The sequence below is a fragment of the Sedimentisphaera salicampi genome (assembly GCF_002117005.1).
Classification (GTDB): domain Bacteria; phylum Planctomycetota; class Phycisphaerae; order Sedimentisphaerales; family Sedimentisphaeraceae; genus Sedimentisphaera; species Sedimentisphaera salicampi.
In genome coordinates, this window is the sequence record NZ_CP021023.1 from 1435204 (window position 1) to 1454681 (window position 19478).

General features: G+C 42.8%; 8 protein-coding genes and 1 pseudogene. 1 reads left to right on the plus strand and 8 read right to left on the minus strand.

Annotated features, from left to right (window positions below):
- Nucleotides 1-284 precede the first annotated feature (284 nt).
- Nucleotides 285-926: a PEP-CTERM sorting domain-containing protein gene (locus STSP1_RS05400; RefSeq protein WP_161491620.1), complete on the minus strand. Its 642-nt coding sequence runs from the start codon at nucleotides 924-926 to the stop codon at nucleotides 285-287.
- 1357 nt (nucleotides 927-2283) lie between these two features.
- Here STSP1_RS05400 and STSP1_RS05405 point away from each other — a divergent pair.
- A complete protein-coding gene (locus STSP1_RS05405) occupies nucleotides 2284-3924 on the plus strand; it encodes a family 78 glycoside hydrolase catalytic domain (RefSeq protein ID WP_226997525.1) in 1641 nt (546 codons plus the stop codon).
- 8 nt (nucleotides 3925-3932) lie between these two features.
- On the opposite strand, the gene STSP1_RS05410 is transcribed toward STSP1_RS05405, so the two are convergent.
- The 7 genes and pseudogenes from STSP1_RS05410 to STSP1_RS05435 form a co-directional block, all read right to left on the minus strand.
- Entirely contained in the window at nucleotides 3933-7721 is a 3789-nt protein-coding gene (locus STSP1_RS05410; RefSeq protein WP_161491621.1) for a LamG-like jellyroll fold domain-containing protein, read from the minus strand.
- 174 nt (nucleotides 7722-7895) lie between these two features.
- Nucleotides 7896-8552, minus strand: a complete 657-nt coding sequence (locus STSP1_RS05415; RefSeq protein WP_204845077.1) for a DUF1559 family PulG-like putative transporter — start codon at nucleotides 8550-8552, stop codon at nucleotides 7896-7898.
- A gap of 57 nt (nucleotides 8553-8609) precedes the next feature.
- Nucleotides 8610-8654 (minus strand): annotated as a pseudogene (locus STSP1_RS12830) (prepilin-type N-terminal cleavage/methylation domain-containing protein); the annotation flags it as partial.
- Nucleotides 8655-8717: 63 nt separating this feature from the next.
- Nucleotides 8718-10370 carry a hypothetical protein gene (locus STSP1_RS05420; RefSeq protein WP_085755376.1) on the minus strand — a complete coding sequence of 551 codons (1653 nt, stop codon included), beginning with the start codon at nucleotides 10368-10370 and terminating at the stop codon, nucleotides 8718-8720.
- Between the two features lie 183 nt (nucleotides 10371-10553).
- The gene (locus STSP1_RS05425; RefSeq protein WP_085755377.1) at nucleotides 10554-13718 is read right to left on the minus strand and encodes an acetylxylan esterase; all 3165 of its coding nucleotides are present in this window, start codon (nucleotides 13716-13718) and stop codon (nucleotides 10554-10556) included.
- Between the two features lie 179 nt (nucleotides 13719-13897).
- Nucleotides 13898-18148: a nucleoside hydrolase-like domain-containing protein gene (locus STSP1_RS05430; RefSeq protein WP_085755378.1), complete on the minus strand. Its 4251-nt coding sequence runs from the start codon at nucleotides 18146-18148 to the stop codon at nucleotides 13898-13900.
- A gap of 66 nt (nucleotides 18149-18214) precedes the next feature.
- Nucleotides 18215-19294: a substrate-binding domain-containing protein gene (locus STSP1_RS05435; RefSeq protein ID WP_085755379.1), complete on the minus strand. Its 1080-nt coding sequence runs from the start codon at nucleotides 19292-19294 to the stop codon at nucleotides 18215-18217.
- Nucleotides 19295-19478: the final 184 nt, after the last annotated feature.

The following is a 19478-nucleotide window of genomic DNA, read 5'->3' on the forward strand; positions in this document are numbered from 1 at the left end:
GCAAATAACTCCTAAATAATCATAAAAGATTTGTCCCAAATCCCTTCAAGCAACTGCAGATGCAAGAAATTTATGGAGGTTACCGGCGAATTGAACTGAGAGATGAATAAAGAGAAATATGAAGGCAGCCAAAATCAGATAAAAGCATATATACACAAGAGGGTTTTGGCAGCAAACAAACCCTCTTTTTAAACATACACTGCCCGAATTAATCGGACAGTGTATAACAACTGATCGTGCAATTATATCAATTCAATCGAACTGATAGGTGAAACGCTATGACTTCATCTCTTTCTTTTCCGGTAAAGAAGACAGGAACCGATACCAAGCAAAGACAATGTCGCAGGTTCGGGAACAACCTGCATTGAAGCGCTGTCTACATAAGCGATATCTGTAACATTAGAGTTAGTATTCTGACTGTGATTAAATCTAATCTGGAAATTGAGTTCGCCTTGAAAGGCCTCCGAAAAGGTGTATTCACCCGTAATCTTCTGCCAGTCTCCGTTGGTCTCTTTTACAAAGTCTGAGACATACGCTACTGAACTATTATTAACAAGCCTGAAGCCAAGTCCGGTACCTGTGCCTGTCGAGTCCCAGTCTGTTACATTTACCATCATGCTCATTTCGACGGTATCGCCGGCATTGTAAGAAAGGCCATCATTCAACTCATTTCTTTCTGTGTTCAAGCTCACCCCGTCCTCTTGCCAGTCTGAATTAGACGTAATCTCGAGCGAACGCGACCCTTGATAGGCCTCGTCTTCTGTTCCAACAGAATGAACTCCAGCATTTACATTCCAGTAATAGACCCATTCAGGATTATCACTTTCCCAGTTTTCAAAGGAACCATCCTGCAGCAACTGAGTGTTGTAAGAGGCATTTGCGGCAACAACAACACTAAGTAACGATAAAAATAGCATTTTCTTCATTTTTTTAACCTCTAATAAAAAACGTCTTATACATCGAACCTTATACATAACTTCAACGCGAAGATAGGTTCGAAAGTCAAATTCCACAAAAGCAATGCTTGATGCCAAACCCTGTTGAATTAATAATTCCACCACAAAAAGTTTACTGCATATTTTTAATATGAACCACTATATTACAATAACTTGAATCTTAATGATTTTCAAGTTATTTTTTTGAAATTTAACAAAATAAAAATTATTTTCCGCTCAAGCAAATAAAATATATTTCAAAATAGCAGCAAGAAAACATTAAACAATAAGACTTTTGATAACAAATACTTATCTGTATTTATCATATTAATGGCGGCAAGCTTTCAAATGGAAAATTATCTTAAGGCCAATTTCCCATGATAAGGGATATAAGCAAATAAAAACTTCGTATCAAAATTGGCAATATATATATAATCTTAAACTATGGCTTAAAAACCACGGCCTTTTTATCACATTTATGTTTCAACAAAAAGAAACTTATGCTTTTTTATTATTTATTCATTGCAGATAACTCCTAAATATAGTATTATTGTGGAATTGATTTGCATTATGCTGCAAGTCGGTATTATTTCATGGCCTAAATAATTATAAATGAATTGATAATTTTAAGATGACGCCCATATTAAAACTTAAAAATGCTATATTACCAAATAAAAAGAACCCGCTGCTGACTAAAAGTAAGTGGATATGGCTTAAGAACCCACAATATTGCGAAAATCAATGGGTCAATATAAGACGAACTTTTGATCTGGATAGCGCAGATCCCAACTCGTCCCTTCACATCAGCATTGATACGGACTATTGCGTTTGGATAAATGGGCAATTTGTTTATTCAGGTCAATTCAGCGACTATCCGAAACACAAACATTACGACACATTAAGAATAGGTGATTACCTGAAAAGCGGAATTAACTGCCTCGCTATTCTGGGTTACTATCAGGGAAAAAATACAAGCCGGTATATAAAGGGGCAGCCAGGGATAATTTTCGCTGTTGAAAATTACGACAATGTAATTTCAAGCGATCGAAATTGCAGAATCAGAACCTCTCCAGAATATCAAAATGGCCCGATACCACATACAACAGCACAGCTGGGTTATAATATCATTTGCGACGCTTCCAAAAATGACGGGTGGACATTTGAAGATTATGACGATAAAAACTGGGAAATCCCAATTGAGAAAACTTTGGCAACAAATGGTTTTTGGGGAAAATTAGATCCAAGACCCTTGCCCAAGCTATCGCTTTCAAAAATATCTGCCGGCTTAATTGAATACGGCAGCCTTAATCGCAGTTCCGAGAATATTGACTGCCCGGTTGCCCAGACAATGGCACAAGACACCTTGATACCATTGCACCAAACCAGTGATATTGGCAAATACGAGTATTTTGTTTTTCATCCAAAAAATGAACACGAGGGATGCTATGCAATATTCGACCTTGGGCAGGAAAGCTTCGGCTACTTAGAACTGGAATTAACAGCTGAAAGAGGAACTGCAGTTGACATAGCGCATGGAGAACATCTGCTGGACAAAAGAGTCAGATGCTGCATTGAGGACAGGAATTTTGCTGACCGATACATTTGTGCAGAGGGCAGGCAAAGCTGGATGATGCCAGCCAGAAGGCTCGGCTGCCGATATCTTGAATTGCATTTAACCCGAACAAATAAGCCTGTCCAAATTCACAGGATAGGACTAAAACAAGTTTCATACCCTGTAAAGCCCAGAGGCCGCTTCGAATGCAGCAATGAACTGCATAACCGTATTTATGAATTATGCACAAAGACGCTGGAGCTATGCATGCATGAGCATTACGAAGACTGCCCTTGGCGTGAACAGGCTTTATACAGCAGCGACGCAAGGATTCAAGCCCTTTGCGGATATTATGCTTTTGGAGAGTACGACTTTCCCGAAGTTTCATTGCGGCTATTAGGCGAGAGTTTGAATTCAGACGGCTTTCTTGAGCTTTGCGCACCCAGTGTCCAGAGCACTACAATTCCATGCTTTTCACTTATCTGGATTGTAGCTATCCATGAGCATATTCTTTTCAGCGGCAGAAGTAATCTCGGTAACGAATTTGCGCAGCAGATTGACAATATGCTCAAAAGCTATATTTCTATGTGTAATGAACAGGGTTTAATGGAATCGCCCCAAGGCTCGAGATACTGGAACTTCTATGAATGGACTCCAGCTCTTAATGGCTGCCAAAAAGATGGGAAAGCAAAAATCGAAAGCCCTTTAAATCTATTTTTACTGGAGTCTTTTAATTCAGCGGCGGAGATATACAAGTATATTGGTGATAAAGCAAGGTCTGAATACTATTCGCTGAAAGCCGAAAAACTAAAAGACACATTGAGTTCAATGTACGGCTCATCAGAACTGCTCCCGACACAATTAGAGCCTCAGCCAAAACAAAAAATTTATTCCCAATTAACCGAATCACTTGCTTTAATCACTGGCATACCTCAAAAACAATCAATAAATGATTTTTGCAAAAACATAGTTTACAATGAGAACATTGAAAAGGCTACACTCTGTAATCTTTTATATGTTTATAAAGCTGTTATATTGAAATCTGATTACAAGGCCTTCGTTCTGGAAGATATAGCCGAGAAATGGGGTCATATGCTCAAATGCGGTGCAACAAGCTGCTGGGAAACTATAAAAGGAGCTTATGATTTTAATGGGGCAGGAAGCCTGTGTCATGGCTGGTCAACTGTACCGATTTACTTTTATTACTCTTTGATCTTAGGAGTTAAGCCTCTGGAACCGGGATTCAAGACTTTTTCCGTGAATCCTTATCTCGAAGAAATTGAGCAAGCAAGCGGAGAGGTCCCTACTCCTTATGGAAATATTGCCGTGAAATGGGATTCTTCAAATAATGTATTCTATGTAAGTCATCCAAAGGCGATTAACCCTTGTATTAGCGAGGAGCCCGGAAGCTTAAAAATATTAACGGAAAAATATTGACTTCTAAATCAGCTGCCCTGATAAAGCCAGCTGGACATAAATTGAACTAAGTCATTAAAATCAACATGGTCGTCTTCTACAAAATCACCGTGCCCCTTAAAAGCATCCCGAAGCCAGTATCTGTGTATATACACAAAATCGCTCATATCTACAATGCCGTCGCAGTTTACATCTTCTATTCTTCCGCAAGGCTCTGCAGAAGGCTCGCCCTCCAACGGCTCATTATTGGCCATTACTTCCTGAATCTGCGTCTGCGACAGGGCTGCGCTGTAAATTCTGAGATCATCAATACTACCCTGCCAAACACTGCTTCCGTCAGGATTTGCTCCTATAGCTACATCAACACTGTTTCCATTGTCTATGCAGCCATACTTCAGAGCTGTTTGAGAATCAGCACAGCCGTTTTTATAAATTCTCATAGTACTACCATCGTACACAGCGCAAACATGAACCCACTGGTCTATCGGTATTTGCTGAGAAACGCCCTGAAGCGTTGTTGTAGTATCATTTGTCTTCAAACGAAAACGAAGGAAATATTCCCCGCCGACTCTCGTTGTACTTAGCATCCAGAAATGATCCTGCTCAGAAAAACCTGAAGCCTTGGACAGAATCCGGTTATCCCCGGCAAAATTGAAACCGGACGCCTTAACCCATGCGGCAATTGTGAGTTGATTGCCGTCAATTCCGAAAGAATCAATCATAACCTTTGAGTCAGAGCCGTTGAACTGCAGCGAATTGTCAAGATAACCGGGAGCAGACAAAACATTATAACCTGTACCGTTGCGGTTGTATAAGGATGAGTCCGGAATACTCGCAGTGGTGTGATCATCAAATTTCCAATACCCCTGCAAGTTAGCAGGTACCGGATCATCCTGGCACGTTATAACACAAACAGGCGGAGTTAATGATGACAAGCCTCCGTCCACATCTCTTGCCCTTAGCTGGAATTCATATCTAGTTGAAGGCTGGCAATCAAGCATTAAATAGCTTGAGCCTTCAATAGTATCAATCAATTGACCATCGCTAAACAAATCGTAGTTTTGAACTGCAACATTATCTTGAGATAAATCCCATTCAATCTCAATCTGGGAAGCTCCACAGCCAGCAATTTTCACATTATCCGGAGAGGAAGGCGGCTCTGAATTAAAAGTTTGCCCGCAAACAGTCTCGCTTGGAATCGATTCTCCAAATTGATTGTAGGCCTTTACATAAAAGCAATAACTTTGACCTGAACTAAGTCCGTCCAAAAAAAAATCCTCAGCCCCGATATCCGCTAATAAGGAACCTGAACCATCATATATACGATACCCTGTTGCAGGAGCGCTGTCTTGAGGCAGATCCCAGCTCAAGCTGAGCTGAGATTCGGTTATATCATTGACAGTTACTCCAGCAGGAGTATCAGGTGGTGTCTGGTCTTGTGTTATAATCTCAAAGATTTTACCATCACCAGCGGGGAAAGATATTACCTCGCCCATATTGTACTCAACTGAGCTTTCGAGGTCTTTCAGTTTTGCTGAAGGGTAGTCAGCGCTGTTAATGGTAATTTCTGATGAGGAAGTGCAATCGTGATTCACTGCTATGATATATTTCTTGTTTTCAGCCTGTAAGGCAGCAGCTTCTCCATTGCTGTATCCATAAGGATTCCCGCCGCCGGAAATTGATATTGCAAAATCATCTTTACTTAATTCAGGCAGCACATTGTACACTTCAGGCTGTTTAAGCCTGCCGTAAACATCAGATACAGCCGATTTAATTGGGGGGTTGTCTTCGATGCCTGTCCAGTCTTGCTGGGTTTCATATATAAAGAAAAAGGAACCAGAAATTGCTCTTGAAAGGCCAAGCCATACCTGTAAACGAATTTCTTCGGGGGTCGGCTCTCTAAGGCTATCGAGAAAATTATGCGATTGATGTATGATCCAAGTCTTTACCCCGCGAGGTTCCACAAAATCCATCGCCCAATCCATGTACTCAAGCATATCAATGCCCTGATAACCCCAGATATCTCTTAAATCACCCGGCTGAGTACCCTGATTAAAGGGGTACACATCAAGAAGAAGCTGGTGGGGCTTCATATCTGAAGTATATCCGCTTATCCTTGAGTCGCGGCCAATTAAAACAGGTACGCTGGGATGATCAGGGTCAAGCCTGTGCAGGACCTGCTGTATAGCTCTCAAGCGATATCCCATTTCCGGTTCATAGCTCGGTTCATCCAAAAGTTCGTAACCCAAAAGAGAAGATTTATTTTTGACAGGATTCACATAAGGCCCGAGCAGATCTTCAAGGCGAGGTTCAGAAGGTGCCATAGGCAAATCTATTATTGCTTCGACAACTTCATAAAGGTTTACCAGAACCTTCAAATTCCTGGATTCAACTGCCGGCCACCAAGAAGAAGCCTGACGTGTAGCTCCGTATTGAACTGTTCCCGAATGAGGGTGCCTGAAGGCGTTGCAATTCATCGAGACTAAATTATCAAGATCGGATGCTTGAGTAGAATTAAAACCAAGCCACATACCAAGTACATAGAAATCACCCTGATCATGGGGCTCCTGTCCTGTCGGCGGCAAATCAAGCAGATTTATCTTAGAACCCGCTCTCAGCTGCCCTGAATTATCAAGAATCTCTATAGTGTATGTTTGAGCCGTACAGATGCTGCCGCTATTATCTTTACCGTCCCATTGGATCGGATCGGTTTTTGGCAGATTTCTAACAGTCTCTCCGCTGCTGTTTCTAACTACAACGCTGTCTGAGGAATTGAAATTGAAGCCGGACTGAGTGTTCAGATTCACCTGAGCAGTATCGTAAACATCATCATCGTTTGGACTAAACTCAAGACATCTCGGGCTCACCATTGAAACAACAGATGGGTCTGAATATACACAAGACAGCAAAGATCTCGACCCGCCTGAAACGGGCGTAAACTCCAATATGTAGCCGTTCTTCTGCGCGAAATCTGAATATATTTCATTTTCAAGCCGACCATCCCAAACATATTGCCCCTCAGGCATCTGGCGGATGGTGGTATTATTGAATCTTTTGATTTTGATATATCCCGACTCTTCCTCCGGCACTGAAACACTTACTTCATCTTTGATTAAATCATAATTAGGACTGATTCTATTATTATCCCGCTCAGCCAAAACAGCCGTATCATGCATCCTCTTTTGAGTGTCTGAACTAACATTCGCTGCGGAAAGATCTTCACCTGCCAGAGAATCTCCAGCAACACTCAAATCATCAATAGTTGCCTGATATTGACCCGAGTCGTCTATCATTAGAATATCCGTATAACCCCAGCTGCCGTCAAATTCGGCAGTTTTGCTGCCTGCGGTTACCTGTATTTGGTCAACCTCATTACTTGGTCTCTCCCACCAGTATTGGTTGCCGTTGTAGGGATGGGTGCTCAGGCATTCGGGCGGATTCCAATCAAGGTCATTGGTAACAGCTGCAGCATCCAAGCCGACCATCCTTAATGGCCATTCTGTACTGCCGCTGCCGGATTCTTTATATCTTATTGTGCAGATGCCTGCTTCAAGATATACACTTGTCTTGGCCCACGTCTTGTTGCCGCTTATTTCATTTTTACATGAGCCGTTGACATAAACTTCTGCCTTAGGCCCTGTATTACCGTGCTGATAAAGACGGGTAAAAATGTTATAATTGCCACAGACCGGAATGTCAATTTGACATTCCACATATCCGTTCGGCCGTATGAAATAGAAATCCTGATACTGAGCTTCATTCGAGCTTACCCGATCAAACTGAGTACTTTTTGTTTTGATGTCCTCTATTTCAGACAAAAGGTAATAATCTTCGCCAGATTGGACAAATTGATTGTCCGAAATCGTAGGTCTGGCTTCAATTATCAAGGTTTGACCCAAAACCGTCAAAGATAGAGTCAGATAAACTGACAAACACAATGCAGCAGTTTTAATATTCATCGTAAAATCACTCAAGCTTAATAATAACTGCAATTAAGGTTTAAAATGTCCGTCCAGCATCTTTTCCATATGATCTACAGAATCAACGCTGCCGTCGGCAAAGAGATAATTCAAGGAATCCATATGAGTCGGTCCCCAGCCTGCACCCTCAAGTTCGCCATAAGCATCGTATGCAAGGAGACCTGGACTGTTTCTTTCTAAACCAGTGTGATAAGAACCTCGCCAGTTCCCAAACTGAGCAAGAGGCCAATCCGCAGCATGAAATATCTCATATACAAGGACCTTTGAGTGCGGTCTTCTTATTGAAGCAGACTTCACTGGATTTAAACTAGCTCCACCAAGACTGCCGTTATCTTGGCTCCACCTTGTTACTAAGTTTGCGTTTGCGCAATAGCTGAAGCTTTCCTTTCCGCCTGCAGCAGGGTCTTTGGAAATCTTTCCATGGGAAGGACAGTTTCCGACCGTACCAACACTGGCTTCTCTGAATCTATCCATATCTTTCATACTTCCTGATTCAAGGCCTAAGGAAGGTCCAAGCAAGCCCCACCATGTCTTATTAAGGGCATCTTCTACATTTGCCGGATTACCATCAATGCTTTGCGGCAGCTTATCATCATTTTCGGTTTCATAAATCGAAAACGCAAGGCCTATTTGTTTCATTTGATTTTTGCATACTACTCTGCGGGCCATTTGACGAGCTTTGTTAAGAGCCGGCATAAGTATTGCCATCAATAGTGCAATTATGGATATAACCACAAGCAGTTCGATTAATGTAAAAGCTTTCTTTTTCATTATATACTCTCATTCGTTTTTAATGCGGACGGTCCGAAAGGACCGCCCGCTGCTATTATACACTTACTGTAAACAAGTCATATTAGGAAATGTACAAGACATCCATTCTGAAGCAAATTCTGCAAAGTCGATTATATCAACAACACAGTCTTCATTGAAGTCAACCGGGTTGTAATAACCAACATCGCCGCATTTGGACTCTCTGGTATAAACCTTGATATTATCGAAATTCCATGTGGGTGTATAGCCGCCGGCTCCTTCATTGAGCCCTTCTTCCCAAACATTATTTCTAATACCAAAGAATATTTCATCAAAGCTAAAAATACCTCTGAAGTCTTCCCATTTAGCGGCCAGTTCTCCATCGAAGTAAACGCTTACAGATCCGTTTGGATAATTCTCCCATGGGTTAATTATCATATCAATATGTGTAGATGTCTCATGGTTGATCGCCATGCCCTCAACACCGGCTCCAAAGCTCCACCAGCTGTCTGTTGTAAGGTCGAATGGATCTGAGCCGTTTCCTTCAGTGCTGGACTGCATTACCATTGCGCCTGAAGTATCGCTGTAAACCAAAGCAGGGCTTGCATACTCAACATAATACTCATCGCTTTCTGCATCGCCAAAGCCGAAGAAGATAGGGAAGTCGCCGTCGCTGCCGTTGGACTGTTCAACGTCGAACGATAATGCTGTCAGCTCGCCTGCATTGGTTGCAGGGATATTTGTTGTAAAAAATGCATTTGGTTCAGAAGCAGCCATGCTGCCTGAGATTGCTCCCCATGGTGGATTCACAGCATTCGGATCGTCGGCGCCGAGCACAGTCCAGTTTCCGCTTGTAGTCCATTGAGGGTCAATTGAGTCTGAGTTGAAATTGTCTTCAAAGATAAGGTTCCAGTCAACAAATGGATTATTCAGCTGTACGGTTACATTGTCAACAAACCAGCTTACGCCAGTATTTCCAATTTTCATTGTATATTGTTCAGGATACTGCCAAGGGCTGCCCGCACTGGGATGTACATTTTCAGTGCCGGCTACGTAAACGTATTCGCCATCCAAGTTATAGTCTTGGTAAAGCTTCATAGTTACATATTCATCAACATCAAATTCGTGCTTGAGCCTCTGCCATTTCCATGGAGCCCTGTTCAAACGATGGTATTTTTCAATACCCTGATGTATAGCTCCCTGTTGGCTAACCGGAATGCCGCCCCAAGAACTTCCAAAGCTTGTTTCGCCTGAAAACATCCAACCGTCTGTGTCACCATTAGCTTCGGCTTCGGAACCTCTAAAGCCATCGGAACCGCCTGCAGGAAACATTTGAGAGTGCCTCATCTGTCCACCATTGACAAACCCGCCACTAAAAGGATACCAGCCTCCTGCGCCATTTGTTTGCGCTAGGTCATAGCTTAAGGTCATATTAGCGAGTTCACTTTCAGGATACCCCAAATCTGTAACGATCAGCTCATAGAGATCGAATAAAATCTGGGTGTCTGCAGCTGTTCCAAAAGACAATTTGCCGTAACCGCTCTGGGGGTCATCGCCAAAATGTACACCAGGTGTTGTACCGTCAGCGGTGATATCACCATTAAATACTGTCCAGTAATCAGACATAGTACCGTCATTGAAATTTTCTTCATAAATAACTTTGGGTTCGGGTACTGGGACTGCCAGCAATGTTGCTGTAACAATCAAAAAAGCCATAAAACAGAATATCTTTTTCATTATCTGTCCTTTCATATTAAATTTTTATTTCTCTAAAAATAACTAATCATTCAGTAATTCTATCACCATACAAATTGATAACATTCACATTAAAGCCATGAAACAGAGTAATTTACGCATAATCCATCCTTTCATATTAAGTCTTAAAAACACAAAAACCATTTAATATATTTATTACAACGATCAATTATCCTCATTAAATAAATATAGCGTCTCCATACTTTGCACGAGACTGCTCATATCAACATCAAGGTGTGGTCCGTAAGGATTCACAACAAAGCGTTTGTCTGGGGAATTAACAATCGAATCGAACGCCTTCCACTGCAGGACTGACGAATCAATTTCATCGGCAAGCGGAATTCCAACAGCAACTGGTGCGGTTATCCTTGATGCATGAATGGCTGAATCGCAATAAGCCAAGACGTTTAAGAACAGGTCTCTTTTGGACATTCCTTCCGGAGGTGTATAAGACTGGTGAGGCGTATAATAAGCCGGATCCCAAGTGCATTTATCCCATCTCGCTCTGCCCGGACTGTTCACAGTTACTAAAGCCACATCCGGGACAAGACTCGCAGCAGCAAAGGCTAACGCGCCGCCCTGGCTTCCGCCGCCTACCGCTACCCTGTCCGGATCGACCATATCCAAAGTGCGTACAAAATCCACTGCACGTGCCATTGCTATATAGGCATCTCGGTAAAAATAGGTATCTCTCGACTCAAGACCTGTTCTCATATATGCGCCGGCATCGCTTGTGTTATAGTGTTCTGTACTATGTGCGCGGCCTATAGTTGGATGGTCAAAAGGTAAATCATGCACGGACATCGCAAGATAGACATAGCCTTCATATAAACCGGAAGTATCGAGGGGAGAAGCTGAGTAGCCGGCTCCCGGGCAGCTGATCTTAACGGGCAGCTTATCGCCGGGGTTGTGAGGTGGTATCAAAAGAAAGCCCCTTCCCTTGCGATTGCTGTTAGCATTAAACTCTACAACCGCCCATTCACTGGATACACCCGGGCGATTGTGATTATAATCAACTATCGGATTAAGCGGCACTGCCCTGGCATCAGCCATTGCCTGCGACCAGTACTGGTCAAAATCTGCTGGTTTGTAATCAACAAGATCATAGTTGTAGGGGTCGAAAATAAGATGAGTCCTCACATCGCCCAGAACTACCTCACCATTATATATCAGACTTGCAGTGATTTCATAGCCGCCTGCTGATACATTTTCGAAAGCCGCATTTAGTGTTTTTGTCTGCCCCGGCTCAATCTCAAAGAGAATGCTGTGCGTATCAGCTATAAGGCTCTTGCGTGTTGAGAAGTGGTCCAACGTTACAACTGCGATAAGCTGAAGCGTTGAATCACCGCTGTTTGTTACTTTTACAGGAACCGTCAAAGGGTTGGCATAATCAAAGAAATGGTTTTCAGGGAAACCTGAATAATCAGCAGATAAGCCAGATGTCTGCGCAGAAGGAGAACTGGGATTAACAATCCCTCTAAGCGAGATATCATCAATATGGAAGTATTCCCCATCTTCAAGATTGAATGCTATTTCGATATAATGATCACCGCCGGATGAGGTTACAAAAGCTATTTTCTTTTTCTCCCAGTTCATGTCCGTGGTATCCCATTCACTGAAAGTCAAGACCGAATTATCCGCTCTTCGAATCCTTATCGAAACGCCTTTTGCTGAGGTAGCCTTGTCAAGCAGCCCGTTTAATTTAACGTGTGCGCTGAGCTGATAGTAAGAATTAGAGTTTAGCTCAACCGTCTGACGAATCTGGGTATCGGCAGAGCCTTCAAGCCTTATGCTGCGGCTGCCTGTATGTGATACAGAAGAGTCCAACACAGATTTTGAACCAGCCATAACCCAGTTATCCGGAGAGCTCCCACCTGTTTCGAATGAGGGATTATCAAGGAGTTCAGATGTCATGAGACTCTCGGCATCAGAATCATCAGTGGTTACATTCAATAAATCGCTCCTTTGTGAAATATTGCCTGCTGCATCATAAGCCGCTACCTGATAGCTGTAGGACGTTTGAGAGATGAGCGGGAAGTCAGTGAAATAGTTATCCCCACTTGAACTTACCTGTGCCCCATCACGATATACATAATAACCAGCTACTGCTGTATCGTCCGCTGAGATCTGCCAGGTCAATGAGACGCTGGCGCTTGTTACATCCGATACTGATAGATTTTGGGGTACACTCGGGGCTGTAATATCAGGGTAAGTCCAATGAGAAAGCAGCTCGGAATAATCAACCAAATTAACTATGCTGTCGTTATTCAGATCACCCTGAATGCACATCCCGCTTTCCAGCCAGTTAAAGAGAAGAACCCTAAGGTCGTTCGTATCTACTGCGCCGTCGCCGGCTAAATCACCAAAACTCATTGTCTCAACTGCCAATGAAGGGCTTAAATCAGATTCATCCTCTGAATTATAGGCACTTACCTGATAGCTGTACTGGGTATCAGGGCTCAAACAATAATCAACATATTCGGCTGCTGTTACATCCGCTATATTTACCCCGTCGCGATATACTTTATAGCCATCAACTGCTGAGCCGGCTCCCGCTGATTCCCAGCTCAAATGGGCCTTATTGCTTGAAATGTCAAATGCTGATAAATTCTGAGGCGGGACGATACCGAGATTAGAAACTATCTGAATACCATTTAAATGGCCTCGCCATGATATATCATTCTCACCGTGAAATTCTATCTGAACAGAAGTCCCTTGAAGGTTTTCAAAGACAAGATAATTGCCGTAATCGGAATCATTGTTTGTAGAACGATAATTCAAACCTGAATCAAGCACATAGCCGTCATCTGGATACTGGACTAAATCATTGGCGGTCTTGGTGATAACGCCAGAGCCGTCATTGACATTGAAAATCGTTGATTTTTCAATATTAGTTTCGTCGCCGTCGGAATATATCACGAGATCATAAGCCCCGCCCGGCAGGTTAGAAACTGTAACTGTTGAAGGATCTGTTGAACTTTGACTGCGATCCCCGCCTGGAGGAGTATCATTGAGGAAAGACTTCATAAGCTTCTCATCGTCATCAGAAGCGGAAGAGCTTCTGTGCCAGACTTCATTGGAAGACCAGCTAATGCTGATTCCAGTAGAGACGCCAGAGGAATCAATCAAATCGGTCATTGAACCGGCTGCGCCCGAAGTGGCATTGTTCCAGTTGCCTGCAGCATACGGGTAAGCTCCGGCTGCACCAGCGACGTCGGTACTGCTGAATCCAAAATTAAAGCTGATGGTTTCAGCGAAGCTGTTTGAAGTAAATACAGCAAGCACTGAAAATAAAAACGCAACTGTCAATTTATGTATTTCAGGATTCATTCAGTAATACCTTTTAGTTCTAATTTATACCTTTTGGCATACGTCATACTCTTACTTAGCGTGTATGCCTGTTATATAATTCTTATGAGCCTCTTCTGGTCAGAGTTTTGTTGAGCCAAAACGCAAGCAAGCCCAAAAAATACATGTTACATCGTAAGTCTTTTCAGAAAGATTCTATATTAAGGATTAACAGTTATTACGAATTGTTTATATCTCGTCAGGTTTGGCGAACCATTATCAGTTACGGCCAAAATGATATTAATTGTCTCAGTACTGCTGACTCCGGGGGCAGTAAAACTTGCAGTCGCAGTATCAGGATTGCTTATATTGATTGAACCGGAATAGGTATCTGCTTCAGAGTACCTGTACCATTGGTAATTTAAGTTGTCGCTGTCCGGATCGTAGCTGTTTTGGGCATCGAAAGCTACCAGATCCCCTTGGTTCACTGTCCTCTCCAGAGCAGCCTCAACCTCTACCTCCGGCGGATGATTAGCAAGATTATATGATTCAACACACCAGTCCATCCTGGCTGAGAAATCATTCTGGTAAGCCTGCCTCCATCGCCAGACGCTGGCGTAGATTTCAGATATTCCATTTACGGTATCGATCTCGGCGGTATGCAAAGGCCCGTCGGAGCTGTATCTTCCGCCCCATCCTCCAAGCTCAGGACGCTCAGGATCACCAATCCCTACAGGCAGCATATACATAAACGAGGGCGTATCACCTTCCATTATATAGGTATGATAAGGGTATCTTTGCGGAACACCCAAAGCGCCTTTATTTCTTATATTATCGTCAATCCATTGATGAGAAACCAGGCTCTCATCGCCTCCCTGGACATCAAAAATAGTACTCGGACCGGCTGAAATACCTTTCCATGCACCCGCAGCGCCATCAATCCAGAAAAGCTGCTTGTCAGGATCGCCGGCTTGAACAAAGTTACTTACTAACCAGTTATAAGAACCGTCCTGCTTTGCAATAGGATAAACACGAATTTTGCTGAGGAATTCATTCAGCTCAGCTTGACTGCGGTTTGCCTGCACATCCCAAAGGGCCTGCGCAAGTGTGTTAGTGCCGCCCCATGCCAAAATGTACAACGGCCTCGGGTCATCCGAATCTACAAGAGAAATTATCCAGTCTGAGCCTTCTGAGCTTTTTCCCGAACCTACGGCATCCATACCGTAAACACTCGAATCAACATTACCGCTTTTTACTATACTCTTTAGATATCCCGCAGTTGGGAAACCGCTCTCATGAAGCAGTAAATTGTCTTTCACCTGACCATATGCATCAATATGCGTTTTGAGCTCATCAGGATATAAATCATATTTCACACTTGTGCTTGTTACACAAATAAGCCCCTGCAAATCTATCATATTACTGTACAGCAAAAGGCGCGTCATAGACTGGTAATCATCAGGATCGCCTATCCAAGCATCACCTTCACTCGTAAGCCTTCCAAAATCTGTCATCACGACTACCCGCGGCTTTTGGGTATCCGCAGATTCGGTTTGAGCATTTACTGAATTACTCAGATTGGAATCATTATCTGCTGCATCAAATGCTGAAACTGAATAACTGTAAGCGGTTTCAGGGTTTAGAGAGCTGTCTATATAGCTTGTAGAGCTTGTAGAATCAATATAAACACCGTCCCGGTAAACCTTGTAACCTTCTACAGCGATGTTATCTGTCGAAGCACTCCATGAAAGTGCAGCACTTGAACTAGAAACATTCGTTACACTCAGACCAGATGGTGCAGTTGGAGCCTGTGTATCAGGCTCAACCGGAGGCCAAGGCTGACCATACATGTTACCATTAACTGTAATAGTGCTTTCCATAACCGGAGGTTCAACTATAAGATATGCATCATCAGTTGGATTGCTGCCTACGTAGTTGTCTTCAATGTTTATATAGCCCATGAGCGGATCTGAATACTCTTCCGGGGCCGGGTTTGAGTTATTATTCAGCCTGACCAGAGTGGTGCCGACGCTCTTTATATCATTCTCGAGGAAATTTAAGTTGAAAAATTCATAAACAAGATCAGGGGCCTGATGTGAGTAACGGGTAGTGCATGTAGCAATTGTTACTATATTGATAGGCAGATGATTCTTCTTGAAGAGAAGGTTAGAACCAGTAAACGACATCGGATCCCATGTATCCTTAACGAACTCATTATCGTAGATGACAACATATTTTGATTCACGCTCTTCATACTCATCCGTAACGCCATTCTCGTTGAGGTCCTCGGTAAAATCATCGTTGCAGAGGAACAGCAATTTCCCTTCAAATACGTTATTAATCATATAGCAGCCGTGAACGCCGTCCATGTAGAATTGGAGCGGAGTATCTATAGCCTCACGGAAAGTACAGTTACGTACGATAATATTATCAATATGGGCATGACCTGTGATAGCCGGTTCATGGTAACCAACAGAATGAGTGAAGTTTTTGAATTCACAATTTTCAACTAAGATATCCATCACTGCTGCAAAATCAATCGCACCATTGACAGTTCCATGCCCGTCAAAAGTCAGATTCCGAAAAGCAATGTTGCGTTTTTTGTTTACAAGTGCATTCCATTCCTCCTCTCTGAAATCACCCTTGTTAAGCGATGAGTGATAGTCAAATACAGGGTAGAGTATTGCAGATTCATGACCTGCCACTTTAATCATATGGTGATCATCACTGTGGTATTCATTCGACTGATTTGGGTCCCATGCAGGGGCACGAATTATAACACCTTCTTTGCTCTCACCAACAATATGCACATTATCCCGCGCTATAATACCGAAATTCTCAGTGTACACGCCGTTTGGAACAAATACTGTGCCGCCCTCTTCAGGCAGGGCGTCAATTGCATCTTGGATACTTCCATCAAAATCACCTGCATTAAGAACAAACTCAGGTGAAGGGATTGTCGGGTCATAATTTACTGAATCAGGGTTGTAGCTTAATTCAGACCACCAAGTTTTGACTTCTTTGGAAAAATCAAGCTCCTTATGTGGTACACCAGCTACACTGTATGTTTCGTTTGTAGTGGTAACATCAACAGGATCACTGAGATCTGAGACATTACCGGCTTCATCATAAGCTGCTATCTGATAGCTGTATGAGGTTTGGGCATCGAGCGGAGCATCTGTTTGGACGTTATCCCCACTTGAACTTACCTGTGCCCCATCACGATATACATAATAACCAGCTACTGCTGTATCGTCCGCTGAGCTCTGCCAGGTCAATGAGACGCTGGCGCTTGTTACATCCGATACTGATAGATTTTGGGGTACACTCGGGGCTGTAATATCAGGGTAAGTCCAATGAGAAAGCAGCTCGGAATAATCAACCAAATTAACTATGCTGTCGTTATTCAGATCACCCTGAATGCACATCCCGCTTTCCAGCCAGTTAAAGAGAAGAACCCTAAGGTCGTTCGTATCTACTGCGCCGTCGCCGGCTAAATCACCAAAACTCATTGTCTCAACTGCCAATGAAGGGCTTAAATCAGATTCATCCTCTGAATTATAGGCACTTACCTGATAGCTGTACTGGGTATCAGGGCTCAAACAATAATCAACATATTCGGCTGCTGTTACATCCGCTATATTTACCCCGTCGCGATATACTTTATAGCCATCAACTGCTGAGCCGGCTCCCGCTGATTCCCAGCTCAAATGGGCCTTATTGCTTGAAATGTCAAATGCTGATAAATTCTGAGGCGGGACGATACCGAGATTAGAAACTATCTGAATACCATTTAAATGACCTCGCCATGATATATCATTCTCACCGTGAAATTCTATCTGAACAGAAGTGCCTTGAAGGTTTTCAAAGACAAGATAATTGCCGTAATCGGAATCATTGTTTGTAGAACGATAATTCAAACCTGAATCAAGCACATAGCCGTCATCTGGATACTGGACTAAATCATTGGCGGTCTTGGTGATAACGCCAGAGCCGTCATTGACATTGAAAATCGTTGATTTTTCAATATTAGTTTCGTCGCCGTCGGAATATATCACTAGATCATAACCCCCGCCCGGCAGGTTAGAAACTGTAACTGTTGAAGGATCTGTTGAACTTTGACTGCGATCCCCGCCTGGAGGAGTATCATTGAGGAAAGACTTCATAAGCTTCTCATCGTCATCAGAAGCGGAAGAGCTTCTGTGCCAGACTTCATTGGCAGACCAGCTAATGCTGATTCCAGTAGAGACGCCAGAGGAATCAATCAAATCGGTCATTGAACCGGCTGCGCCCGAAGTGGCATTGTTCCAGTTGTTTGCAGCATACGGGTAAGCTCCGGCTGCACCAGCGACGTCGGTACTGCTGAATCCAAAATTAACACTGACAACATCACCGAAGCAATTCGAAGTGCAAACGGTAAACAACACTGAGAATAACATCGCAACTGAGAGCTTAAAAGTCTTAAATTTCATTCCGCGTTTCCTTAAAAAAGTTAAAATACTTGTTTCGGCATTATGCCTTTTGCTTTAGAAATACAATTATGTAGAGCCGCCAATACGTAACCTGGGCGGAACAAGAACTTCTTCTTTAGGGATTTCTTCGCCCTTCAAAACAGTGCTGTTGACAATCTGAAGCACCTTTTTGGCAATATCTTCACATGGCTGCTCCATCGTGCTCAATGGAGGGTCATGCTTCAATGCTTCATAGCTGCCGTCGAAACCCATAAATGCTACATCTTCCGGCACCCGTATTCCTATTTCTTTAAATTCCTCCCAGGCCTGTAACGCCCAGAAATCACAAGTAAAGAAATATGCATCCGCCTCTTTTGCGTAATCGGCATACGAAGAAACTTTTTCATCACCAGCCAGAACAGGCAGGACTTTTATATCTGACAAATGCCCGCCGCAATCTATCCAGGCCTTTTGAAAACCAAGACGACGATAATCAGTACCGCTGTAGATCCGTGATCTTTTTTCCACCAGATCCCAATAAACAACACTTCGTCTGCCGCTTTCATACAAATGTCTTGCTGCCATTTCGCCGCCGTGAAAGTGGTCTGTCTTTACAAGGTAATCCAACTCAAGCTCTTCCCAAGTATCAAGGCCGATAATCGGACCGCTAACATAATCTCGTAATTGGTTGGGCTCCCAATCTGAAACGATCATCGCATCAAAAGGCTTTTCCGGAATTTCCTTTGAATGAGGGTCCATCTCAAGGAGGCACTCAATTTCTGCATTTGAATCATCAAGCATTTCCTGCAAATGATTGAAAATAGTTTGATAAACCCCTCTGAGGATATGGCCGTTTCCGCAGCTTGCAAAAGCCAGTTTAACCGGCTGGTTTAGCAAAAGCCGCTCAACACCCCGTGCTATTACTTGCTTACGATCGGAGACTTTTTCAAACCACCCCTTATCACGCATATCTTTTACAGCGAGAAAAGCCACCTTGGTGCTCACGTTAAGAATATTGGAAACCTCTTTGATGGTAGGCACTCTATCGCCTTCTCTGAGATTACCTCTTCTCACCTCCTCGATAAGATATTTTTGCACACGATCCTGCAGAGTCCTTGAAGATTTCAATTCCTCTTGGTGTCCATCTTGTGTTAAAGTCTGATCCATTTTAATTACCTCTCTAAGAAACAATTCATTTTATTACTATATCGTGAAACATAACTGATTGTCAAGCAAAAAAATTTTTTTTTACCTTGCTAAATTATTCTAAATTAAACAAAAAACCGCTATTTGTCGCATTAAACGCCTTATTGCATTAAATTATTTTACTTCATTGAAATGCAATAAAATT